Origin of the sequence: Desulfosarcina ovata subsp. ovata (genome assembly GCF_009689005.1) — a bacterium.
In the GTDB taxonomy this organism is placed as follows: Bacteria; Desulfobacterota; Desulfobacteria; order Desulfobacterales; family Desulfosarcinaceae; genus Desulfosarcina; species Desulfosarcina ovata.
This window is the reverse complement of sequence record NZ_AP021879.1, coordinates 194,864-216,903: the sequence shown is the minus strand read 5'-3', so window position 1 is coordinate 216,903 and position 22,040 is coordinate 194,864. Positions and strand designations below refer to the sequence as shown.

The 22,040-nt window shown below is 51.9% G+C and carries 21 protein-coding genes; 12 read left to right on the top strand and 9 right to left on the bottom strand.

All coding sequences use genetic code 11. From position 1 onward, the window contains the following. Positions 1 to 1,039 precede the first annotated feature (1,039 nt). The 9 genes from GN112_RS01005 to GN112_RS00965 all read right to left on the bottom strand — a co-directional run bounded on the left by GN112_RS01005 (position 1,040) and on the right by GN112_RS00965 (position 7,351). Positions 1,040 to 1,465 carry a hypothetical protein gene (locus tag GN112_RS01005; RefSeq protein WP_155308514.1) on the bottom strand — a complete coding sequence of 142 codons (426 nt, stop codon included), beginning with the start codon at positions 1,463 to 1,465 and terminating at the stop codon, positions 1,040 to 1,042. 123 nt (positions 1,466 to 1,588) lie between these two features. Next, positions 1,589 to 2,830: an IS91 family transposase gene (locus GN112_RS01000; protein ID WP_197743228.1), complete on the bottom strand. Its 1,242-nt coding sequence runs from the start codon at positions 2,828 to 2,830 to the stop codon at positions 1,589 to 1,591. Then, on the bottom strand, positions 2,814 to 3,695 hold the full coding sequence (locus GN112_RS00995; protein ID WP_155308513.1) for a tyrosine-type recombinase/integrase: 882 nt from the start codon (positions 3,693 to 3,695) through the stop codon (positions 2,814 to 2,816). The genes GN112_RS01000 and GN112_RS00995 overlap by 17 nt, the downstream gene beginning before the upstream one ends. Before the next feature lie 285 nt (positions 3,696 to 3,980). Continuing rightward, the gene (locus GN112_RS00990; RefSeq protein ID WP_155308512.1) at positions 3,981 to 4,208 is read right to left on the bottom strand and encodes a hypothetical protein; all 228 of its coding nucleotides are present in this window, start codon (positions 4,206 to 4,208) and stop codon (positions 3,981 to 3,983) included. Beyond that, positions 4,205 to 5,395 (bottom strand): IS91 family transposase, encoded by a 1,191-nt coding sequence (locus GN112_RS00985; RefSeq protein WP_162458720.1) that lies wholly within the window; start codon positions 5,393 to 5,395, stop codon positions 4,205 to 4,207. Before GN112_RS00985 ends, GN112_RS00990 begins: the two co-directional genes overlap by 4 nt. Continuing rightward, the gene (locus GN112_RS00980; protein ID WP_155308510.1) at positions 5,392 to 5,604 is read right to left on the bottom strand and encodes a hypothetical protein; all 213 of its coding nucleotides are present in this window, start codon (positions 5,602 to 5,604) and stop codon (positions 5,392 to 5,394) included. The genes GN112_RS00985 and GN112_RS00980 overlap by 4 nt, the downstream gene beginning before the upstream one ends. 172 nt (positions 5,605 to 5,776) lie before the next feature. Continuing rightward, complete coding sequence (locus GN112_RS00975; RefSeq protein WP_155308509.1) at positions 5,777 to 6,088, bottom strand: hypothetical protein; 312 nt, start codon at positions 6,086 to 6,088, stop codon at positions 5,777 to 5,779. 78 nt (positions 6,089 to 6,166) lie between these two features. Beyond that, a complete protein-coding gene (locus GN112_RS00970) occupies positions 6,167 to 6,613 on the bottom strand; it encodes a hypothetical protein (RefSeq protein ID WP_155308508.1) in 447 nt (148 codons plus the stop codon). A gap of 84 nt (positions 6,614 to 6,697) precedes the next feature. Continuing rightward, on the bottom strand, positions 6,698 to 7,351 hold the full coding sequence (locus GN112_RS00965; protein ID WP_155308507.1) for a flavodoxin family protein: 654 nt from the start codon (positions 7,349 to 7,351) through the stop codon (positions 6,698 to 6,700). A gap of 332 nt (positions 7,352 to 7,683) precedes the next feature. On the opposite strand from GN112_RS00965, the gene GN112_RS00960 reads away from it, so the two are divergent. From GN112_RS00960 to GN112_RS00905, 12 genes are all read left to right on the top strand, one after another. Further along, a complete protein-coding gene (locus GN112_RS00960; protein ID WP_155308506.1) occupies positions 7,684 to 8,739 on the top strand; it encodes an integron integrase in 1,056 nt (351 codons plus the stop codon). Beyond that, positions 8,736 to 8,975, top strand: a complete 240-nt coding sequence (locus GN112_RS00955; protein WP_155308505.1) for a LexA family protein — start codon at positions 8,736 to 8,738, stop codon at positions 8,973 to 8,975. Before GN112_RS00960 ends, GN112_RS00955 begins: the two co-directional genes overlap by 4 nt. 972 nt (positions 8,976 to 9,947) lie before the next feature. Further along, the gene (locus GN112_RS00950; protein ID WP_155308504.1) at positions 9,948 to 10,961 is read left to right on the top strand and encodes a tryptophan--tRNA ligase; all 1,014 of its coding nucleotides are present in this window, start codon (positions 9,948 to 9,950) and stop codon (positions 10,959 to 10,961) included. A gap of 305 nt (positions 10,962 to 11,266) precedes the next feature. Continuing rightward, a complete protein-coding gene (locus GN112_RS00945) occupies positions 11,267 to 13,000 on the top strand; it encodes a sensor histidine kinase (RefSeq protein ID WP_155308503.1) in 1,734 nt (577 codons plus the stop codon). A 27-nt stretch (positions 13,001 to 13,027) separates the two neighbouring features. Further along, positions 13,028 to 13,459: a response regulator gene (locus tag GN112_RS00940; RefSeq protein ID WP_155308502.1), complete on the top strand. Its 432-nt coding sequence runs from the start codon at positions 13,028 to 13,030 to the stop codon at positions 13,457 to 13,459. 7 nt (positions 13,460 to 13,466) lie between these two features. Further along, complete coding sequence (locus tag GN112_RS00935; protein WP_155308501.1) at positions 13,467 to 13,904, top strand: response regulator; 438 nt, start codon at positions 13,467 to 13,469, stop codon at positions 13,902 to 13,904. After that, positions 13,873 to 14,286: a response regulator gene (locus tag GN112_RS00930; protein WP_155308500.1), complete on the top strand. Its 414-nt coding sequence runs from the start codon at positions 13,873 to 13,875 to the stop codon at positions 14,284 to 14,286. The genes GN112_RS00935 and GN112_RS00930 overlap by 32 nt, the downstream gene beginning before the upstream one ends. Before the next feature lie 166 nt (positions 14,287 to 14,452). Next, the gene (locus GN112_RS00925) at positions 14,453 to 15,670 is read left to right on the top strand and encodes a sulfite exporter TauE/SafE family protein (protein ID WP_331457506.1); all 1,218 of its coding nucleotides are present in this window, start codon (positions 14,453 to 14,455) and stop codon (positions 15,668 to 15,670) included. Continuing rightward, positions 15,667 to 16,353: a hypothetical protein gene (locus tag GN112_RS00920; protein ID WP_155308498.1), complete on the top strand. Its 687-nt coding sequence runs from the start codon at positions 15,667 to 15,669 to the stop codon at positions 16,351 to 16,353. The genes GN112_RS00925 and GN112_RS00920 overlap by 4 nt, the downstream gene beginning before the upstream one ends. A 140-nt stretch (positions 16,354 to 16,493) precedes the next feature. Further along, a complete protein-coding gene (locus tag GN112_RS00915; protein ID WP_162458719.1) occupies positions 16,494 to 19,151 on the top strand; it encodes a PEP/pyruvate-binding domain-containing protein in 2,658 nt (885 codons plus the stop codon). Continuing rightward, a complete protein-coding gene (locus GN112_RS00910; protein ID WP_155308496.1) occupies positions 19,129 to 20,601 on the top strand; it encodes a sensor histidine kinase in 1,473 nt (490 codons plus the stop codon). Before GN112_RS00915 ends, GN112_RS00910 begins: the two co-directional genes overlap by 23 nt. Beyond that, entirely contained in the window at positions 20,598 to 22,022 is a 1,425-nt protein-coding gene (locus GN112_RS00905) for a sigma-54-dependent transcriptional regulator (RefSeq protein WP_155308495.1), read from the top strand. Before GN112_RS00910 ends, GN112_RS00905 begins: the two co-directional genes overlap by 4 nt. Positions 22,023 to 22,040: the final 18 nt, after the last annotated feature.

The window sequence follows — 22,040 nt, the reverse complement described above, 5'->3', positions numbered from 1 at the left end:
ATCACCGTGTATTTTTTTGTAAAAGTATTCTTGGAATCAGAAAATATTTTTTTATTTCCTTTGGTCTATTGAGATTTTTATATTTGCGAATTCCTTTCGCTCTACTGCAATTTTTTTTTCGTTTTGCTTCAAACGTTGCAGGAGAATTCTTTTCGCACTATTTTTTTTGTTTTACTTCAAACTTTTTTTGAAAGAATTCTTTTCGCACTATCTTTTTTTCTTTTGCTAACGGCTGAGTTCAGGGGCAAGCGGAATTTACAGCTATGAAGTTGAATAACCTGGGATTTGGCCAGCAAGACTGAATTTCAAAAAACCACGCTGTCCGCTTGTCCCTTGAAACGATTTGTTAGCAACTTTATTATATCACTATACCTTTGATTTAATAGTACTTTTTTATTTTTTCCTGAATATTTTTGTTTTGAAAAAATCTTTGCTTAACTACGAACTTTAATTTTTTCGTTTCATCAAGACCTTCGCCAAATTGAAAAATAAGAGAAAATCAACTTTTTTGTAATTTGTAACCTATTTGATTTTGTTTGTTTTTTCAAAAGTAACTTTTGATTAAGATCAGCCAAAATGCAAAGTGACAAAGGTATTGTTCACCGTATATTTTTTGTAAAAGAATTCCATGGAATCCGAAAAGATTTTTCTTATATCCTTTGATTTTATCGAGATCTTTATATCTGCGAATCCCTTTCGCGCTGCTACAATTTTTATTTTTTTGTTTTACTTCAAACTTGTTTAGAAGAATTCTTTTCGCGTACCATGTTTTTTATTTGCTAACGGTTGAATTCAGGGGCAAGCGGGATTTACAGCTATGAATTTTGAATAATTTGGGAGTTGGCCAGCAAGACTAAATTTCAAAAAACCACGCTGTCCGCTTGTCCCTTGTAATGATTTGTTAGCAACTTTATTATATCACTATGCCTTTGATTTAATAGTACTTTTTTATTTTTTCTGAATATTTTTGTTGTGCGAAAACTTTCGCTTTACCTTATTTTTTTTGTAAAAGGATTTCCTGTAATCAGAAAATATTTTTTTATTTCCTTTGGTTTACCGGGATTTTTATATTTGCGAATTCCTTTTGCTCTACTACAATTTTATTTTTTCGTTTTGCTTCAAACTTTTTGTAAAAAAATTCTTTTCGCGTATTTTTTTCATTTGCTAACGTATAGAGTTTTATCCGTCGTCCCGCCAACCATTGAAACGACAGACCCCCCAACAGATGACGGTGCTGATTCAATGCCGAAGATCTTTTAGCGCGATGCGGGATGATGGATAAAACTGGTTGGACTAAGACAATTTGGAACACATTCTTGAAATGACTACCATTTAATATGGGGATTGTAAACAGAGGACTGCCTCGCTGGTTCTGGTGCAAGGGCAGAATCAGAATCCTGGGGGTGATCGTGATTGTTGAATGGGTGAAAACACCGGGTAACCAAGCCTTTTCGGCATCACTCACAATTTATGGGAATGCCGATTTCGATCGTTTCATGACCTGAGGGCAAACCGATCCCATCACTTTCAGCGCCTTGGAAATGCACGCTCAAGCTATCCCTGGAAAACAAGCTCGTGGATCGATTTGCTAAGGATCCTTATCGGTTACCGACACCGGCCTCAAAATATGGAATGAACTGTTTCCGGACCCTTCCGGGATTTCGTATATCTTTCTCATCATTCCTTGTTTGCAGCTTGGGCACCTCAATATGTCGATACCGGCCTGTGCCATCATGATTGCCTGGACGGACTGATCCCGCACCTCGGGGATATCGGGGGACAAGTTCATCAACAAACGGCACAGGCCAATGTTCTTTTTCTTGCCACGGTTGGCCAAAAAGCCATAATGCCGGATGCGTACGAACCGCTTGGGCAGTACATGCAACAAGAACCGCCGGATGAATTCGACCGCATCGAGGGTGACGGTTTCAGTCGTCTTGCGTTTTCTGTTTTTGATCGTGAACGTCACACGGCCGTCAGAAAAATCAGTGATGCGATGATTCGATATGGCAATGCGATGCGTATAGCGCCCAAGGTAATCGAGCACCCATTCCGGGCGCTCAATGGGCGGCTTGGTATAGACCACCCAGTTTTTCGACCACAGCTGTTTGATCAAGCGCCGGAACCCTTGGCGGGTCCCTAACGCACGGGTATTGCCGGGAAAGCACAACTGGTTCTTGCTATATGCATCTTCCAGATACGATATGAACTTTCCCCGGAAAACCTTCGAAAGCGCTTTGACCGGAAAGAGAAACTCCCCTTTGCTGCTGATCCATTCCTTTCCATTGCCAGCAATCGCACCGCCAGGCACCAGGCAGTGCAGGTGAAAATGATCCATCAATGTTTGCGTCCAGGTGTGCAAAATAGCGATGATCCCCAACTGGCCACCGAGTTCGTTCTTCGGATTTTTGCCGAAATCGAGTAACGTCTGGCTCGCGGCCTGAAACAGGAATCCCAGCATGAGTGGTTTGTTGCACAAAATCAAAGGATTCAATTCATGGGGAAGGGTAAAGACATTGTGAAAATAGCTAACCGGCAAAAGTTCAGCCTGCCGGGCGGACAACCAGCGTTGCTTGGTGATGGTCTGGCATTTCGGGCAATGCCGGTTGCGGCACGAGTTGTAAAGGATGCGTTCGGCTCCGCATTGATCGCACATTTCAACGTGCCCGCCAAGATAAGCGGTCCGGCAATTTAAAATGTCGTATACGACCCTGTAATGCTCCGGCGGCATATTGTATCTTTTGAGATAGTCACCGATGTGGCAGCGCAAAATATCCGCCACTTCCACCTGTCGGTTTGCTGGTTGAGGATAATTATTGATTGGATTCATCGTCATCCTCCCACGGCGGCGCCTGTTGTTCCGGCTCTTCGATGAAATCCAGCGGGCTCTGGACCTTGGCCAACCCGTTTCTGGAAACGTGAAGATAGACCATGGTGGTGGACAACGAGCGATGCCCCATGAGAAGCTGTATCTTGCGCACATCATAGCCGGCTTCCAGCAGATGAGTGGCAAAGCAATGGCGAAGGCAATGAATGCCCTTGCCCTTGGTGATGCCGGCGTCGCTCTTGGCACGGCGGTACATTCTCTGAATCGATGTGATGCTCATGGGAGTGTCGCGACGTTTACCGTAAAACAGCCAATCTGTCGGGCGATAGACCTTCCAATAGCCCCGTAGTTCCTCCAGCAGTTTTTTAGAAAGCAGCGTATCGCGGTCTTTCATGCCTTTGCCCTGATAGACCCGGATCACCATCCGTGCACTGTCGATGCTTTTGACTTTCAGTGCTGCCACTTCACTGACTCGAAGCCCTCCAGAATAAGCCGTCATCAATATCAGCCGATGCTTAAGATCCGCCGGAGTATCGATGATCATGCGAACCTGCTCTCTACTGAGAACTTCAGGTAGGATTTTTGGTTTACGACGACTTGGCATATTCAATGCGATTTCGCTGTTTATCAGTGTATGCTGGTAGAAAAACTTCATCCCGGAAATGATAACATTGCGTGTGCTTGCGCTCTTCCCTTCATCTTTAAGGTGAAGCACGTAGTCTTCGATTTCTGTTTGCGTTAGACGATCCGGTGACTTCCGATGAAATTTTGATAGGCCTTCAACAGCAGACAAATAGGATTGCTGAGTCCTCGGTGAGAAATCCTTAAGTTCCATTGCCCGGATCATCTTTTGACGTAGTTCAGACATGAGTTCCCTCCTTTGATTAATGAGATAAATATGAGATTTTCGGAGTTATACCGATGGAGGGAATTATAATAAAATCGGAGAAAAACCGGAAATGAGGAAAGAATTACAGAAATTCTGGTGGGTTAGCTGCCGCGTAGCGGCTTAGTCCAACGTTCAGGATATGCTGCAAGCCGGGTTTAATAGTAGGTCTATGCCTTTTGGAAACAGCTTGCAATAAATCCTCGATTTAGCAATTAAGAACCAAGACCAGGCTTGTCAGTATCATCCTGTTGGTTGGACGATGCGTCAAACGGGAATCCAGTATATGGATTTTTCTGAAATCCACAATCTCCCAAAACAAGCTCTTTCTGATGCCATGCCTGCCAGTTTCACACAATGTTGATCCATGTTTGAGGAAAAATCATTTAAACGCGGGTGAACTTGTGTAAATGCAGCCGGCTTCTTCATGTTTTTGGCGCAACGATGCCATATGCGATCTGCATCGGTTGAAAAAGTGGACGTTGATGGTGTCATGCGGCCAGCCTCCAGGGCTCGGTATGGCCGCCACGGTAGACAAAAACGGTGCGAAGTATCTCCCCGCAATGCGGACAACGGGTTTCAGAAAGATCCGGGAACATTTGGCGCAGCAACTCAATGGTCGTCGGTCGCTCGATTCCGGGGACATACGCCTTTTGGCCCAGACACGCTCGTGCCAGATTCAGTTTTTCCAACTGGGTTGGATGGAAAAGACCGTAGGATCTGACCAGATGCGTTCCCTTCTCCGGTACATGATCCAACAGGCGACGGATAAATGTCTGTGCATCCAGCTTGAAGGTCGGCCTCTCATGCTTTTCCGGATGCGCATAGGCGATGGTTACCTTATCCCCATCATAACCCACAATCCGCTTTTCAGAGATCGGTCCCCGGCGGATGTACCGGCCGACGTATTTGAAAATCCCGTTGGCATGCTCGTAAGCCGGCTCGATGTCGGCGTGCCAGCGAACCCGGCCGAGCTTGTTGAGTAGATTCAGGCATTGTTGAACCCTTTTGCCAGGCGGCGGAGACAGTAACTGCTCCGACGGCTTCGGCCGGCCGGTTTTAGTCAGGGGGTTGAATCCTTGCCTGAGGGAATCCAGAAACTTGCCCCTGAACTTCGACGCGAGCACCGGCGTGTATACCAGCATGTCTTTCCTGGCGCTCACCCACCGGCCATCGGGGGTCAAGCCGCCGGCGGTCACGATTAAATGAAGATGGCAATGCTCGCGAAGGTCATCGTCCCAACTCTGAAAGACCGCGATCACCCCGGGTAGACCACCCAGCCAGCGACAGTCACTCAAAAGCTCCTGCAAGGAACCCCATGCGCTACGCATCATATGCCCCGTGAACAGCTTTCGATTGGCCCTCCAGATGCCATGCAGATCATGACTGATCGTTATCACCACATGAAAATAGGGACAGTCAAGGGCTTGAGACCGTCTGCGCTCCAGCCACAATTGGGTCTCGGTCGAACCACACCGCGGACACGACCGGTTCTTGCACGAATTGGGCAGGATCACCCGGTAATCGCCGTTCGGGCATTCATCCACATGGTATCCCTTTTCCGGCGTCTGGCAGGTCATGATGTCCCAGGCCGCCCGCCATTGCCGGGCATCTAAAATGCGGCCTTTCCGGTATTCCTCGAAATGATCGTTGAATATCTGCTGAACAATCCCGGCTTTCATTTTATTTCCATGTCTGTCTTTACTTCCGCCTTGCATTCCCTGATGAGTTCCAGGGCACGTTTTTCACCATACTGGGCAACAATTTCATCCCACAATTCGGAGTTTTTCAACTCTTTCTGGAAGTTCCTGGTAAACGTCTCCTGAAACTTATCAGAAAAGGATGCTTCGGATGTTCTTCTCAACTTCTTAAGTCGCTTTCCTTTGCCCATTCTTTCAATCTACTTCCTGCTGCTCGGCAGCATTCGTCCAACGATTGCTTCACCGGCCGGGCGGTGGGTAAGGGGGATGGGTCAAAAAACTTTAGAAATAAATGAAAAAAAGGCTACCCAAAAAATGCCTGGACCCGCCCGGTCGAGTGTGAAAGCAGTGGTTATACGGAAATTAATAATACTCATCAAAAGCTTGCTCAATAATTTCTTTTCTTTTTTTCATCTTTTCCATTCTTTTATCAATGCTATCAGTGTATTGCTTTAATTCAGCCTCATCTTTAATAAGATAATATCCACGGCTACTACCTCCGATTGGTATCCTTAATTTCTCAATGGCTTCGCGAATGAGGTTTCGTACTTGAACGTGGGTTGCATCCTCTTGGATACCGATTTGGGGGCCAATATCTCCAGAACTTATCTGATTTTCTTTTCCGACATGATTTTCAAGTATTTCTTTTATTTTGTTTAGCTGATCCATAGACATTTTCTCTACCCCCCTATTACTTTTTGGTACGACGTATAACGATTTAATCAGCCGCCCGGCTTTTGGGGTCGGCTGAATTTATTGGTTGGTTGCCCTTTGTTCTTTGAATCTTTGCATAATATGATTGATTCTATCCCCGATCTTATTGAAACGTTCCAGATCTCCGTTAAGGATGTCGGTCCCATGGTCTTTGAGCAATACTGCTGACCGCGCGATCTGTTGGTCTTGGTTTAGGATGTTTTTCTTCTTTTTCTTTTTTCGTTTTGCGAACGGTTTCCAGCCGGGTACCAAGCATCTGACTCCAACCGAACGATCGTGTTTGTCTTCAAGGGAAACCATGGCATCCATTCCGTAACTAACGCCCTCAACAACTAAAGTGATGGCCCCATTAGACAAGCGAAACTGGAACTGATTTACATACTTGCCTTTAGGCAGGGGCGCCGAAGCAAAGCCGAATTCGTCAATAAGAAACTGGAACTCACGCCTGCAAACAGATCTGAAATGTTGTAAAGCTTGTTCATTCATTTTTCATGCAACCAACGCCAGCATCACCAGCCGGTGTGGAGCGGCAGCGTAACACCGGTCTGAGTGAATGCATTTGTTGGCCGTTTAAGGCTTCTTTAAGGCTTGAGCGATTTTTCTTCCCAGTTCGGTTGCGGCTTCAACTGCTATTGATTGATCTTCAAATGTTTTTATGCCAACGGTATCGACGGTTGCGTTTTCTCCATAAAGCATTTTTATGCCAGACATTTTACATTCGTCTCCACTTCCACATTTTACACATGGGACATTCCCTTGAACTTTCACAGCACCTACAAAGTTCATTCCTTCTTCCATCATGTAAAACTGGACAGCGTTAACACCCATTTGGCATGCGGGAGGTAATGCATCATTACCTTCTGAGACACAGCACGTAATGACGGCACCTCCTGGTTTGGTAGCCATAAATCCATTTTTATGACGTAATGGATACAACCGTTCGATAAAAGCTTTGGTGCGTGAATCGAGCGAGGAGTATGGGGTGAACCCCGCGATTACTAACGCATCTGCATTTTTTGCTTTCTCAGCTAATTTAATACCATCATCTTTTATAACGCATTGATTGGTTTCGAGACACCCTAGACAAGCTCTGCAAGGAGCAACGGTGTAATCTATTAGCTTAATAAATTCCGATTCACATCCTGTTGCTGATAGGACTGCTTTAAGCGCTCTATCAGTGTTACTGTTTTTTATAGGCGACCCTGACACACCTAATACCTTCATTTTTCCTCCTTTATTATTTACGGTCTATGACTGCGGCCAACCTAGTTTAGACGGCCTAATAGCCGCCTTGTAATACGACCATTTTGCAGACGAAATCGGTTTAGAAGCCCAATTGGGCTTCTATTTCCAGCACACGCCGGATTAGCAGCCCAAATGGGCTGCTAATAGTTTGACTATTGGGGCCACTTGGTCTACCATGTGAACAAATGTTACCATTCGGTCTTTACAAGAATGAATTATTGGAACGAATCGGGCATATGTAAAGTACAGTTATACCAATTTTCCCCATAATTCAATAACATTATAGGCATGATACAAATCCCGGAGGCGCCATGGCAACACCGTTAAAATCATCAACCCTGCAACGGCCTGAATCCGCAATTGACACTGACCGAACCGGACTTAAGCCGAGGCTTCTCGATCAGGTACGTGATGTCATAAGGTGCAAGCATTATAGTATTCGCACCGAGAACACGTATACAGAATGGGTAAGACGCTACATCCTATTTCATAACAAACGGCATCCCAAGGACCTTAATGAAAAACATATCAGTGCGTTCTTAACCCATTTGGCCGTTAACCGAAAGGTAACTAGTTCCACCCAAAATCAAGCCTTGTGCGCCCTCGTTTTTCTATATCGGCAGGTGTTAAAGATGGATCTCGGCAATTTTGAAAATGTTATTCGGGCCAAGAAACCGTCCAAGCTTCCAGTCGTTTTCACCTGTGAGGAAGTGAGACAGATCCTGCTGCAGCTCAATGGCGTCCACTGGCTCATGGGGCAATTATTATACGGTGCCGGATTAAGGGTAATGGAGTGCGTTCGATTGCGGGTTAAGGATGTGGATTTCGGCTACCATCAAATTGTTGTCAGAGATGGTAAGGGGCATAAAGACCGTGTGACCATGCTTCCCAAAATCATTGTCGATGAGCTAAAGCGGCATTTGCAACGGGTTAAAAAGATTCATGAAACCGATTTGGCTGATGGCTTTGGGGCCGTGTATCTGCCATATGCACTGGAAAGAAAATATCGCAACGCCAATCGGAGTTGGCCGTGGCAGTATGTTTTTCAGGCCTCTCGTCGATCCATCGACCCGAGAACCGGCATCGAACGGCGGCACCATATTTCCGAAACCGTCCCCCAACGGGCAATAAGGAGCGCTATCCGCAAAAGCGGAATCACCAAGGCCGGAAGTTGCCATTCGCTACGCCACAGCTTCGCCACCCACCTGCTGGAAAGCGGGTATGACATAAGAACGGTTCAAGAGCTCCTCGGACACAAAGACGTATCCACCACCATGATCTACACCCATGTGCTCAATCGTGGCGGTAAGGGCGTGCAGAGTCCTGGAGATACCCTTTTCAATAAAGAAAGCATGGCATCCGTATGACATCCGATCTCACCCCCAGGCAGCAAAGCGTATTGGAATTCATTATTACTTTCCAGCAGGAGCATCGCATGGCCCCCACGGTGCGCGAAATTTGCGCCCATTTCGGGCTGAGCGGTCCGGCCGGCATCCACCGCATCCTGAACCTTCTCGAGGACAAGGGCTACCTTGTGGCCGAACCGGGGAAAAACGCGCCTGGCGGTTTAACAGAGATGTGTTCGGTCCCGGCATTCCGTTGATTGGAACGATCGCCGCCGGCCAACCCATGGAAGTCATCGAAAACCTTGAAAAGGAAGATAGGGGGTTAGGCCGTAGGTGTTTAGGGAAAAGATTGGTCGCGGTTAAGAACCGCTCCTACAAGGCACGGCAGGTTAATGCAGCGCCGTCGTTCATTCATGCTCCGGTTGTAGGAGCTGCCCCTGGCTGCGATAAGAATAGATAGGCAGGGGTTCCAGGCTGTAGGCATTTAGGGAAACGATTTGTCGCGGTTAAGAACCGCTCCTACAAGGCACGGCAGGTTAATGCAGCGCCGTCGTTCATTCATGCTCCGGTTGTAGGAGCTGCCCCTGGCTGCGATAAGAATAGATAGGCAGGGGTTCAGGCTGTAGGCATTTAGGGAAAAGATTGGTCGCGGTTAAGAACCGCTCCTACAAAATACGGCAGGTTAATGCAGCGCTAAAGTTCATCCTTGCCTCGGTTGTAGGAGGAGCTGCCCTTGGCTGCGACAAGCTTTTTTCGCGGCCATGGGCCGCGCCTACTGCGTAAGGCGGAGATAGGCGGCTTCGGCTGAAGGAGGTTGAGGCAGGCGGTAGGAACTGGCCACGCCTGCGACCGATCAAATTTTCGCGGCCAGGGCCGCTCCTACGGGTCCGCGGTAGACTGGGTTTCCGTTTTTGGTGACACAGGTGGCCTTATCCCAATCCTTTGCTTGAGTTGAACAAAGCATCCCCGCCGCTGGTCACCATCCATGGTTCCGGACACGTCGACGGCCAGCGGACCATCCTTCCTAATACGGATCAACGACCGTTAAAAGAAAAGCACCGGGAATCATGACGCATGGCTTGATTTCACCGAGAGATATACCGTATAAGCCACTGTTGACGATTTCAGGGGATATTTATTGTTTTCCGCGACCCTGATCTTTCCGGCAACCGGTCCCACACGCCGTGCCGGACAATGCTAACCACTGAAACCAAAAACAGGATGGATTCATGTCCAAACAGATCGTTCTGACCGGTATCACCACCACCGGCACACCGCATTTGGGAAATTACGTCGGCGCCATCCGGCCGGCCATCGAGGCCAGCCGGGATCGCAATGTGCAAAGTTTTTATTTTCTGGCCGATTACCACAGCCTGATCAAATGCCACGACCCCGAGCGGGTCAACCAGAGCAGCATGGAAGTGGCGGCGGCCTGGATCGCTTTGGGGCTGGACACGGACAACGCCATTTTTTATCGCCAGAGTGACATCCATGAAATTCCGGAACTGACCTGGATACTGACCTGTATGACCGCCAAAGGTCTCATGAACCGGGCCCATGCATACAAGGCCGCGGTGGCGGAAAACGAAACCGCCGGCACCCGTGACCCGGACCAGGGAATCATCATGGGATTGTTCAGCTACCCGATTCTCATGGCAGCGGACATCCTCATGTTCAAGGCATCCAAGGTGCCGGTCGGCCGCGACCAGATCCAGCACCTGGAAATGGCCCGCGACATTGCCCTGCGCTTCAACCATCACTTTGGCGAACTGCTGGTTCCGCCCGAGGCGGTGGTGGATGAAGACTCGGCGGTCCTGACCGGCCTGGACGGCCGCAAGATGAGCAAAAGCTACAACAACACCATCCCGTTGTTCCTACCGGAGAAAAAACTGCGCAAACTGATCATGAAGATCAAAACCGATACGTCTCCGCCGGAAGCGCCCAAGGACCCGGATACCAGCAGTCTGTTTTCCATCTACCGGGCCTTTGCCGATGCCGATGCGGTCGCTGCCATGCGCCAGCGCTATGCCCAGGGAATCGGCTGGGGTGAGATGAAACAGATTCTGTTCGAAACCATCAATGCGGTTCTCGAAGCGCCCCGGCGCCGCTACGAGGAACTGGTCGCCGACCCGGGCTATATCGAGTCCACCCTCCAGAAGGGGGCCCAGCGAGCCCGGGAATACAGCGTGCCTTTTCTGGCTGAAATCCGCCGGGCAACCGGAATTCGACCCATCGGGGGATAGTCCTCAGAAAAATCAGCCATAGAGAAACTTGGAATTCGGCATGTAAAAAGCCTTTTCGAGTTGTAAAAAGATCTGACGATATCTCGGATATATTGTTCCGATCATTTACAACCTGTAAAAATTTCTGACAGTCAAGTTCTTTTACACTTCACCAACCTATCGCGGAACATTTAATTTTATAAATATTTTTCAAATAGTTACAATTATAATCGGTTTTTTTCGGATATGGCATCGAACTTGATTGAGTAAGAAGCGGCGGAGGTTGTTAACCATTTACTCAGAATAGTTTTACACCAGGATGGCCCATGAACCAGAAACCCAAATCCTTATCCCCGTACTACCGATCACTGACCCGTAATATGGTGCTTCTGGTGATGATCATCTCCCTGGCACCCATGGTTATCGTCACCGCAATTATCCTCAACCAGTTCAGTGCCTCCTATCATGAGAAAGTTTTTGACCATCTCGAAGAGCTGGTTCTCAAGCACAAGCAAAATATCGACGGGTTCCTGGAAGAGAAACTTCAGAATATCCGTTTTCTCGCCGACAACATCGACTTCGGCCAGCTTGAATTGAACGGCATCATCGGTAAACATTTCGCACGCCTTCAAAACGTCTACGGAACCGTCTTTGTCGACCTTGGCATCATTAACGAGCAGGGTGACCAGATCGCTTACGCCGGCCCCTTCAAGCTGGGGAAAGCGCGTTACGCCGATGCCGACTGGTTCAAGAAAGCCATCGAGAGCCGCTATTTCACCAGCGATGTATTTCTGGGACTGCGCGGCACCCCCCACTTCATTATTACGGTCAGAAAGACCTGGCAGGGTCAGAAATACATTATCCGGGCCACCATCGATTTTGTATCCTTCAACCGTCTGGTGGAGAACGTGCGCATTGGTGAAACCGGATTTGCCTATATTCTCAACCGGGAAGGCCGTTTCCAGACCAAACCGATTTTCGATTTCACGCCCACCCTGGATATCTACACTCGCTACTTTTCCAGCCTTGAGCGCATGGCCAAAGACGTTGAGATCGAGGAGCGGCTGGACGGCGCGGGCGTGAAAAGCCTCTATGTCTCCGCTCTTCTGAAGGATGGCGACTGGCTTCTGGTCTACAAACAGGCCAGCCGGGACGCATTTTCCGATTTGGGTAACGCCCAGCTAATCGCCATCGTTTTTTTCGTTCTGGGTGGCATCGTGATCGTTGCCCTGGCCATCTCCATGTCCGCCAAAATGGTACGGCGCATCTCCACATCGGATCGTGAGAAAGAGATCATGAACCAGCAGGTCATCGAGACCGGCAAACTGGCCTCGGTTGGGGAGCTGGCCGCCGGTATCGCTCACGAAATCAACAATCCGGTTGCCATCATGGTCGAAGAAGCCGGCTGGCTCCAGGATCTCATGGAAGATGGGGCCTTTAAAAGCGAAGAAGATATCAAGGAGTTTGAACGCGCATTGAACCAGATCCGCACGCAGGGCCGGCGGTGCAAGGCGATTACTCACAAACTGCTCAGCTTTGCCCGCAAGACCGATTCGCGGATAGAAGACTTCGAGATCGGACCGCTTATCGAGGAAGTAGTTTCCCTGTCCGCCCAGCGCGCCAAATACAGCAATGTGGAGCTGGTGACCCACCTGGAGCCGAAACTGCCGGCCATTTCCGCCTCCCACTCGGAACTCCAGCAGGTTTTTCTCAATCTGATCAACAATGCGCTGGACGCCATGGACAAGACCGGCGGGAGCCTGGAGGTCAATGCGCGGCAGGAGGAAGGCAATATCATCATCGATGTGGCCGATAACGGACCGGGAATCCCCAAAGCCAACCTGGCCCGTATTTTCGATCCTTTTTTTACGACCAAACCGGTGGGCAGCGGAACCGGTCTGGGACTCTCTATCTGCTATGGCATCATCCATAAAATGGGCGGAGAGATCGTCGTAAAAAGTGCCGTGGATGTAGGCACCACCTTTCAGATACGCATCCCCGTGAAAACTGATGAGCCGGAAGCAAGCGATGCTCAAATCCAATCCGATGCCATTAATTAGGCCTAACCCAAAGAAAGGAGAACCCCCATGGCAATTGCAACCATTATGCTCGTGGATGACGAGGTCCCGTTTGTCGAGGCCATGACCAAACGCCTGACCAGGCGGGATCTTGAGGTCGACCAGGCATTCAGCGGTGACGAGGCGCTGAAGAAACTGACGGACGGAACCAAAACCGAAGTGGTCATCCTGGACGTGAAGATGCCCGGAATGGACGGCATTGAAGCATTGAAGGCCATTAAAACCAAGGTCCCGCTGGTGGAAGTCATTATGCTCACCGGTCACGCCACGGTCGAGTCGGCCATCGAGGGCATGAAGCTTGGTGCTTTCGACTACCTGCTGAAACCTTGCGACATGGATCACCTGATCGCCAAGGTGACCGAGGCCGCGTCCAGGAAGCGTCAACAGGAAGAGAAAATCATCAATGCCCGGATCAAAGAGATCACGGCGCGCCTCGCATAGGAATAAAATGGAGCCCAGGAACCAAGATCAGCACAGCGAAAAGCCTATTCGTCTGCTTCTGGTGGATGACGAGAAAGGATTCGTTGACGTGCTGGCCAAACGGCTGGCCAAGCGCAACATACGAACCACCCGGGCCTTTTCGGGAAGCGAGGGGATCCAGCAGCTCAGGCGATGCGATTTTGATGTCGCCGTTCTGGACCTGAAACTGGAAGATATGGACGGCATTGAAATTTTGAAAATTTTTAAAAAAATGGATCCTCATATGCCGGTCATTATGCTCACCGGACACGGTTCCGAGAAGGCCTCCAAAGAGGGCATCCGCTTCGGGGCGTTCGACTATCTGACAAAACCACACGAACTGGCGGAACTGGTGGACAAAATCCATGAGGCCGTCCGTCACAGGGAGAGTACCGATGGCACCGATGAAACTGCTTCTGGTCGATGATGAATCGGATTTTCTCAACACCCTTCTCAAACGCATGAAAAGGCGTGATGTGGACGTCCAAGGCGTTGATAGTGGGGAAGCCGCCTTGGCCTGGCTGGAAACAAACGCTGTGGATGTGGTCATTCTGGACGTCCGCATGCCCGGAATGGATGGCATTGAGGCGTTGCGGGAAATCAAGCAGCGACATCCGCTGGTTGAAGTGATCATGCTCACCGGCCACGCCAGCATGGAAGTGGCCATCGAAGGCATGGAGATGGGTGCCTTCGATTATCTGATGAAACCTATGGATATGGACGAATTGCTCTATAAGGCAGAAGACGCGTTCAAGAAGAAAACGATCCATGCGAACAAGATCCAGCGGATGGTCAAAGACCTGGTGTGAAAGCGGCTGCGGGTTTCGCCGCGACACTCCGTCGGCTGGTATCGTGTTTACTTATCATTATTAACCGTTCAAACCGGAAAAGTGAGGGGAGGATATGAATTTCTTCAAACAATGGGGTCGATTTATGATGGAGGGGGCCAGGGCTCATGCTCGCTGGGAGTTGCAAATGTCGGCGAATATCCTTGGCGACCGCAAGCGGGTAGTGGTGCTGCTGATGCTGCTGATACCGGTCATTTTCGGCGGCTTCGTATTCGCCGATCAGTTGGGAAATTCGATTCCGGACATTCTGGGGGGGAAGAAGGCTTATAGCCCGGCCTTTTACTCCACCGGGATATTTATTGTATCCATTCTCATCGGGCTGGGAGCCGGCCTGATCACCGGATGCATCGGTGCCGGTGGCGGTTTTATCATCGCGCCGGCGCTGATGAGTGCCGGCATCAAGGGGATCCTGGCCGTTGGGACCGATCTGTTTCACATCTTCGCCAAAGCGATCATGGGCAGTATTATTCACCGCAAACTGGGCAATGTGTCCGTCCCCCTGGCAGTGGTTTTTCTCATCGGAGCCATCCTCGGAGCCACCGCCGGGGGCCTGATCAACCGCATCCTGTATGAATTGAACCCGGTGCTCTCGGATGCCTTCATCACCACGATCTATGCGTTGATGCTGGGTTTTCTGGGATGCTATGCCATGTTCGATTTCATCAAGGCCCGCAAAGCAGGCGATTCGGGGGACGCCCATGGCGGCGGTAAATCCGAAGGCGCCGATATCGGGGGGTTGCCGAAAAAGCTCCAGGGGGTGAAAGTCCCGCCAATGATCGGCTTCGATTTTGATTTCACGCCCGGTGGCAGAAGCATTTCCTGGATCTTTCTGGTACTTTCCGGCGCACTGGTGGGGCTGGCTGCCGGCATCATGGGCGTCGGCGGTGGTTTTCTCACCTTTCCCATCTTCGTCTACATGCTGGGGGTGTCGTCCATGACCACCGTGGGCACCGACATTTTCCAGATTGTCTTCACTGCCGGATATGCGTCCATCAGTCAGTACGCCATCTACGGATTCATCTTCTATACCCTGGCCATGGGCATGCTGCTGGGATCGCTGCTCGGCATCCAGATCGGCGCCATGGTCACTAAGGTGGTGCCCGGCATCACCATACGCGGATTTTACGCCATGGCGGTCTTGGCCGGATTCGTCAACCGCTTCTTCGCCCTGCCGTCCAAAATGGGAGAAATGGGGGTAATCAAAATCTCCAAAGGGATGGCCGCCACGCTGGACAGCATCGGTGTGTGGGCCTTTTTCATCGTCATCGGCGGTTTCGGAATATGGGTCATCGGCACGTTTTTGAAAAACATCGGTACGCTCAAGGGGGAGGGAGAACACGTATGATTGCCCAGAAAAGCAAATTCGTCACCGGTATGGTGTTGATGATTTTTTTCGCTGTCGTTTTCGCCACCATCTTCATGCCGGTTTTCGACGGCAAAAACGGCCTGCAGTATCTTGACAACCTTTACAACTCGATCTCAAAAGGGTCGGCCTACTACATTGATCAGGTTCGCGAAGAGGTGCAGACCATTCAGACACCGGAGTTGACCCTCAACCTGACCATGAAAAGCGAGATGCAGGCCCAGCAGACCGTGCCTCTGTTCATGAAGGCCGGCGCCCAGGTGGGTCAGGATGGTGCCATTCTGACCGTCAGCGGAAATATCGTCCAGATCCTGGGCCATTGCCTGGACGATGCCCAGTATATGTACGACAACGACGGCGCGGCCGTAACAGCCAAATATGGATACGCCGAAAAGGCCGCCCTGTACAACTGGTGGAGCGCACTCAAGGCCATGGATTTCGACCTGAAAAAACAAAAACAGTTCAACGTGGCCAAGATCGCTGAAATGGTCAATAAAAAAGCGGTTGAAACCGCCTACAACTATTATGGTATCGAAGGCCAGCATATTTCCGAGCGCCTCGGGGTGGTGATTTTCTCGCTGATCTTTTACGTTATCTACACCCTGTGGTATGGTTTCGGCATCATGTACCTGTTCGAAGGCTGGGGGCTGCAGTTGGAGCATTAACCCAAGCGCCGCTGTATCCATCCACAAAAACCCCGATGATGCCGGACCGGCGGATGTTTTCCGGTTCGCCGATTCGGCATCCTTTTCCTTTTTTCCGGCGCTCTGACCAGCAAGGCTCCGGAAGGACGCAAGCATTCATCATGGGCCGTTGGCAACACGTTCTTAATTGGTTCCGATCCGGTAAGATACCACTCGACGAAGCCGAGGCCAATGCATTGCGCATTGATTTCCAGGCCCGTTATCACCAGTTCAAACTGCTGCTCAATGCCAACAACCGTGCCCTGGAAATCATGACCGAGCTTGAAAAGGCCCTTGAGGGCAACACGCCCTTCGGCATGAAATTCATCCGTTCACGGACCATGGGCGCCTATACTCGGGTCTACCAAATCGTCAAGCACCTGCATGCGCTGGCCCCGGGAAAATACAAGCCCCTGTCCGACCGGCTGCAGGCGATCCGTGTTGAGCTTGAAGCCCTGGTCAATCCTCACCTGGGCAGTGATTCGGAAGGCCCGTTAACTATTCCCTTTGCCACACTGGACAAAACCCAGGCCGACCAGAGCGGCATGAAAATGGCCGGTCTCGCCGATGCCGCCAACCATTTGGGAATCCGCGTGCCGGACGGTTTTGTGATCACCGCCAGGGCCTTTCGATATTTCCTGGCGCACAACGACCTGGCCACCGAAATCCAGCGCCGCATCCAACGCGCGGAAGAGCACGGCCATCACCGGTTTTACACCATCAGCGCCGACATTCGCGGGCTGATCGAAAATGCCCCCCTGCCCGAGGATCTCGAGTCGGCCATCATGGACGGATACACCGAGCTGGCCCGGCAATGCGCTGCCCCCCCCCACCTGGCCGTACGCAGCAGCGCGCTGAACGAAGATCGCGAAGGCGTTTCCTTTGCCGGTCTTTACCACAGTGCCCTGAATGTCTCCCGAGATCAGCTTCTGGATACCTACAAGCAGGTCGTCGCCGCAGCCTACTCACCAGCGGTCATGGCCTACCGGTTCAGCCGAGGGCTGGCCGATGAGGAAACGGAGATGTGCGTGGGGGTGATGGAGATGATCGATGCCGTCAGCGGTGGCGTGCTCTACTCGGTCAACCCCATGGACATCCGCGACCGGTCACTGACCATCAATTCGGCCTGGGGCCTGCCCAAGGCGGTCGTGGACGGCACCACGGCCACGGACCTGTTCTGCGTGACCCGGTCACCGGCGCTAAAGGTGACATCACGCACCATCGCCCGCAAGGAGCAGAAATATGTCTGCTACCCCGGAGAAGGCGTCTGCCGCATGGACGAAACCGGACCGGACCAAGCCATCCCGTCCCTGACCGACGATCAGATCCTGGCCCTGGCGGCCATGGGCATCCGCCTCGAGGCATATGCCGGACAGCCCCAGGACATCGAATGGGCCATTGATGCAGCCGGGGAAGTTGTCCTCCTGCAATGCCGACCACTTCAGACCATGTCGCCCTCACCCGATGGCGAATCACAGCAACCCATTGATGGCCTGCCGCCGGCGCTCTACCAGGGGGGGACAACGGCATCACCGGGTGTGGCTGCCGGCCAGGCGGTCCGGGTGCTGAAGGACGTGGACGCCCTGCGTTTCCCCGAAGGGGCGGTACTGATTACCGATCGGGCCCTGGCGCGCTGGGCCACCCTGCTCCCCCGGGCGGCGGCCGTGATCAGTGAGAAAGGCAGTCTCACCGGCCATCTGGCCAATGTGGCCCGGGAATTCAAGGTCCCGGCCCTTTTCGGTGCCGCCGGGGCGATCGAAAAACTGCCCGCCGGGGAGACAATTACCGTGGATGCGGACGGGGCCAGAATATACGCCGGCGTCATCGAGCCGCTTCTGGCCATGAACCGCAAAACCGATGGCCGTGGCCTGATGACGGGCACACCGGTTTTTGCCATTCTACAACAGGCCGCCGCCCTCATCACCCCCCTCACCCTGCTGGACCCGGACAGCCCGGTCTTCAAGGCGAAAAACTGCAAAACCCTGCACGATATCACGCGGTTCAGTCATGAGAAAAGTGTTCATGAGATGTTCCGTTTCGGCAAGGCGCATCGTTTTCCCGAACGCTCCTCCAAGCAACTGCGGGCCGAGATTCCCATGCAGTGGTGGGTACTCAATCTGGATGACGGCTTTCGAACCGACGTGGGTGTCGATCATTTTGTGGACATCGACAACATTGTCTCCCTTCCCATGCTGGCTCTGTGGGAGGGAATTACCGCCTTTCCCTGGGACGGGCCGCCGCCGGTGGACAGTAAAGGATTCATGTCGGTCATGTTCCAGGCCACCCAAAATCAGGCCCTTCTGCCCACGGTGCGAACGAGCATGGCCAACCGCAATTACTTCATGATTTCCAGCAACTACTGCAGCCTGCAATCGCGTCTGGGCTTTCATTTTGCCATCACCGAAGCCCTGGTCGGACAACGCAGTCTGGAAAACTATATCAGCTTTCAGTTCAAGGGCGGTGCCGCCGATTTTAACCGGCGCCTGAAGCGCGTCCTGTTTGTCAAGGAGATTCTCGAGGACTACGGATTTCACACGGAAGTGACCAAGGATGCCCTGCGGGCGCGCCTTGAACAGCATGATGCCGAAACCATGGCAGCCAAATTGAAAATTCTCGGATTCCTGACCATCCATACGCGCCAGTTGGACATGATTATGGCCAACCCGGCGATGGTCCAACACTACCGATCTCAGCTTCTGGAACGTATCAAAACGCTGTTGACGACGTCTATCGCGCATACGAGTGAAAGGGAATCGCATGTGGGCACGGATCAGCCTTAAAAACCGAATCTATGTTCTGCTTTCCGCCATTTTTCTGGTCACCTTTTCCGGTGCGGCGGTGATGTTCTGGTATTCATTCAGCATCGAAGGCGTACTGACCGAAATCACCGATAAAAACTTGGCGGCCTTTCAGAGCGCCGAATCCCTGGAGATCGCCCTGGTCAACCAAAAGGGGTTTGTCTCCTACTACTTTCTCGACGGCAACCCGGACTGGCTGGTCCAATTGGAGAAATACCGCCGCATCTTCAGGGAACAACTGGGTCAGGCCCGGGCCCTGGCCCGGTCTAAAGGGCAGCACGAAACAATCGCCCGCATCGGCGAGGAGTATGACCACTATATCCGCGAAAAGGACCAGGTCATTAAATACTATGAAAGCGGCCAGGACCAGTCCGGATCGGCGCTGCATCAGGACGTACGCAACCGTTTTTTTTCGATCCTGCAGATGTGCGAAGATTACAAACGAATCCAGACACAGTCGATCATAGCGGCCAAACAAGCGGCCCTGACCGAGGCCGCCCGGCTCCGGGATACCGCCACGGCGGTAATTGTGACCCATATCCTGCTGGTGGTGCTTTTGGCTTACCTGCTGATCAATCAGATTCTCAACCCGGTACGGGCCCTGATCCTGGAGACCAGCCGCAGTGACAATATCGAACTTACCGGCAATGATGTCAAAACCTTAAGCAAGAGCGTACGTGGACTGATCGAGGATGTGGGCCAAACCCAGGTCGAACTTGAGAAAAGCCGCGAAAATCTGCTCCAGGCCGAAAAGATGGCCATGGTCGGCAAGCTGGCCGCCGGCATGGCCCACAGCGTGCGCAACCCGTTCACCTCGGTCAAGATGCGCCTCTTCTCCCTGAGCCGGTCACTGAAGCTGTCCGGCACCCAGAAGGAGGATTTTGACGTCATCTCCGAAGAGATCGATCACATCGATACCATCGTGCAGAACTTTTTGGAATTTTCCCGGCCGCCCAAGCTGAAAATGCAGCTGGTCAGCCCCTCGACGGTGGTGGACACCGCGATTCAGTTGCTCTGCTACCGGCTGGAGTCGTATAATGTTCAGGCCACCGTCCATCGCGATAAGATCCTGCCGGCCATCGAAGCCGACCCGGATCAGCTCAAAGAGGTGCTGGTCAATCTGATGGTCAACGCCTGTGAGGCCATGCCCGGTGGCGGCAAAATCGGCATTTACGAGCGTGTCATCGAGTCTCCGGCTGCCTTCCGGCAAGCCGAAATCCGCATCACGGACAATGGATCGGGAATTGCTGCAGCTACCGCCAAAAAGGTGTTCGATCCCTTTTTTACCACCAAAGAAGAAGGCACCGGCCTGGGCCTCAGCATCGTTTCCCGAATTATCAAGGAGCATGGCGGGCACGTTGAGCTCAATTCCGTGGAAGGCCGGGGGAGCACCTTTATCATCGTTCTGCCGATTAAAGGAGGCAAGTCGTGAGTACCATTCTGATTATCGACGATGACGATCAGTTGCGCATCAGTTTCGAACGCTTGCTGAAGGAGGAAGGCTACCAGGTCTGCACCGCCGCATCCGGTGAAGCCGGTATTCGTATGCTGACCGAGTCGATTCCCGATCTTGTCGTTCTGGACGTGCGCCTTCCCGGAATCAACGGTCTGGAAACCTTCCGGCAGATCCATCAGATCGAACAGAAGCTGCCGGTGATCATCATGACCGCCTATGGGACAACGGAGACCGCCATTGAAGCCACCAAAATGGGCGCGTTCGACTATGTGATCAAGCCCTTTGATATTCCCCAGATGCTCTCCACCATCGCTCAGGCCCTGGAAGCCGGCCGATTCATGCGCTCTCCGGTGGACATGGATGTCGCGCCGGACAAAATCCACGGTGAGGCAATTATCGGAAAAAGTTCGGCCATGCAGGAGGTCTACAAGGCCATCGGCCGGGTATCGGCCACCGATGCCACGGTCCTGATCCGAGGCGAGTCCGGCTCCGGCAAGGAACTGGTGGCCCGCGCCCTCTACCAGCACAGCATCCGCTCTCAGAAACCCTTTCTGGTAATCAACTGTGTGGCCATTCCCGACACCCTGCTGGAGAGCGAGCTGTTCGGTTACGAAAAAGGCGCCTTTACCGGTGCCACGCACCGGCGCGTGGGCAAGATCGAGCAGGCCAGCGGCGGAACGGTGTTTTTGGACGAAATCGGCGATATGCCGATGGGCCTGCAGGCCAAAATGCTGCGGCTGCTTCAGGAGAGAAGCATCGAACGGCTGGGGGGTAGGGAAACCATCCCCGTGGATGTCCGCATCATCGCCGCCACCAACCGCGACCTGGAGGTGTTGATCACCAAAGGGCAGTTCCGCGAGGACCTTTACTACCGGCTCAAGGTGATCACCATCTGGCTTCCGTCCTTGAGAGAACGAACCGGCGATATCCCCCTGCTGGCGGATTACTTCATGACCCGTTTCTCGGGTGAACTGGGCATCGAGAATCCGGGGATCACCCGCGAAGCCATGTCCATGCTGGTCTCGAGCCCCTGGCCGGGGAACATCCGCGAGTTGGCCAACACCCTGCAGAAGGCACTGATTTTCAACCGTGGCGCCCCCCTGAGCCTTACCGACATCGCCCAGGCCACCGGCGGTGACGTCAAAAACCTGCACCTAACGGAAGACGCCTGTGACGACAGTATCCGCAGCTGGATTCGCGGCCTGCTGTCCAGGGGGACGCAGGAAAATCTGTTCGAAAACTGCATGGACCATTTCGGAAGCGTAATGGTGGCCGAAGCGCTGAATCTCACCGGTGGGAACCGCTCCCAGGCGGCAAAACTACTGGGGATGTCGCGGCCGACCCTGCATGCCAAGATCGACAAGTACAATCTGAAAATCGAAACCAGTGTGAAGTAACCGGCTTCGCATGGCGAA

Bases quoted from the DNA above. Each gene is read 5' to 3' on its own strand.
- GN112_RS01000 (WP_197743228.1), bottom strand. From the start codon at position 2,830: ATGAATCCAATCAATAATTATCCTCAACCAGCAAACCGACAGGTGGAA.
- GN112_RS00995 (WP_155308513.1), bottom strand. From the start codon at position 3,695: ATGTCTGAACTACGTCAAAAGATGATCCGGGCAATGGAACTTAAGGAT.
- GN112_RS00990 (WP_155308512.1), bottom strand. From the start codon at position 4,208: ATGACACCATCAACGTCCACTTTTTCAACCGATGCAGATCGCATATGG.
- GN112_RS00985 (WP_162458720.1), bottom strand. From the start codon at position 5,395: ATGAAAGCCGGGATTGTTCAGCAGATATTCAACGATCATTTCGAGGAA.
- GN112_RS00980 (WP_155308510.1), bottom strand. From the start codon at position 5,604: ATGGGCAAAGGAAAGCGACTTAAGAAGTTGAGAAGAACATCCGAAGCA.
- GN112_RS00975 (WP_155308509.1), bottom strand. From the start codon at position 6,088: ATGTCTATGGATCAGCTAAACAAAATAAAAGAAATACTTGAAAATCAT.
- GN112_RS00970 (WP_155308508.1), bottom strand. From the start codon at position 6,613: ATGAATGAACAAGCTTTACAACATTTCAGATCTGTTTGCAGGCGTGAG.
- GN112_RS00965 (WP_155308507.1), bottom strand. From the start codon at position 7,351: ATGAAGGTATTAGGTGTGTCAGGGTCGCCTATAAAAAACAGTAACACT.
- GN112_RS00960 (WP_155308506.1), top strand. From the start codon at position 7,684: ATGGCAACACCGTTAAAATCATCAACCCTGCAACGGCCTGAATCCGCA.
- GN112_RS00955 (WP_155308505.1), top strand. From the start codon at position 8,736: ATGACATCCGATCTCACCCCCAGGCAGCAAAGCGTATTGGAATTCATT.
- GN112_RS00950 (WP_155308504.1), top strand. From the start codon at position 9,948: ATGTCCAAACAGATCGTTCTGACCGGTATCACCACCACCGGCACACCG.
- GN112_RS00945 (WP_155308503.1), top strand. From the start codon at position 11,267: ATGAACCAGAAACCCAAATCCTTATCCCCGTACTACCGATCACTGACC.
- GN112_RS00940 (WP_155308502.1), top strand. From the start codon at position 13,028: ATGGCAATTGCAACCATTATGCTCGTGGATGACGAGGTCCCGTTTGTC.
- GN112_RS00935 (WP_155308501.1), top strand. From the start codon at position 13,467: ATGGAGCCCAGGAACCAAGATCAGCACAGCGAAAAGCCTATTCGTCTG.
- GN112_RS00930 (WP_155308500.1), top strand. From the start codon at position 13,873: ATGGCACCGATGAAACTGCTTCTGGTCGATGATGAATCGGATTTTCTC.
- GN112_RS00925 (WP_331457506.1), top strand. From the start codon at position 14,453: ATGTCGGCGAATATCCTTGGCGACCGCAAGCGGGTAGTGGTGCTGCTG.
- GN112_RS00920 (WP_155308498.1), top strand. From the start codon at position 15,667: ATGATTGCCCAGAAAAGCAAATTCGTCACCGGTATGGTGTTGATGATT.
- GN112_RS00915 (WP_162458719.1), top strand. From the start codon at position 16,494: ATGGGCCGTTGGCAACACGTTCTTAATTGGTTCCGATCCGGTAAGATA.
- GN112_RS00910 (WP_155308496.1), top strand. From the start codon at position 19,129: ATGTGGGCACGGATCAGCCTTAAAAACCGAATCTATGTTCTGCTTTCC.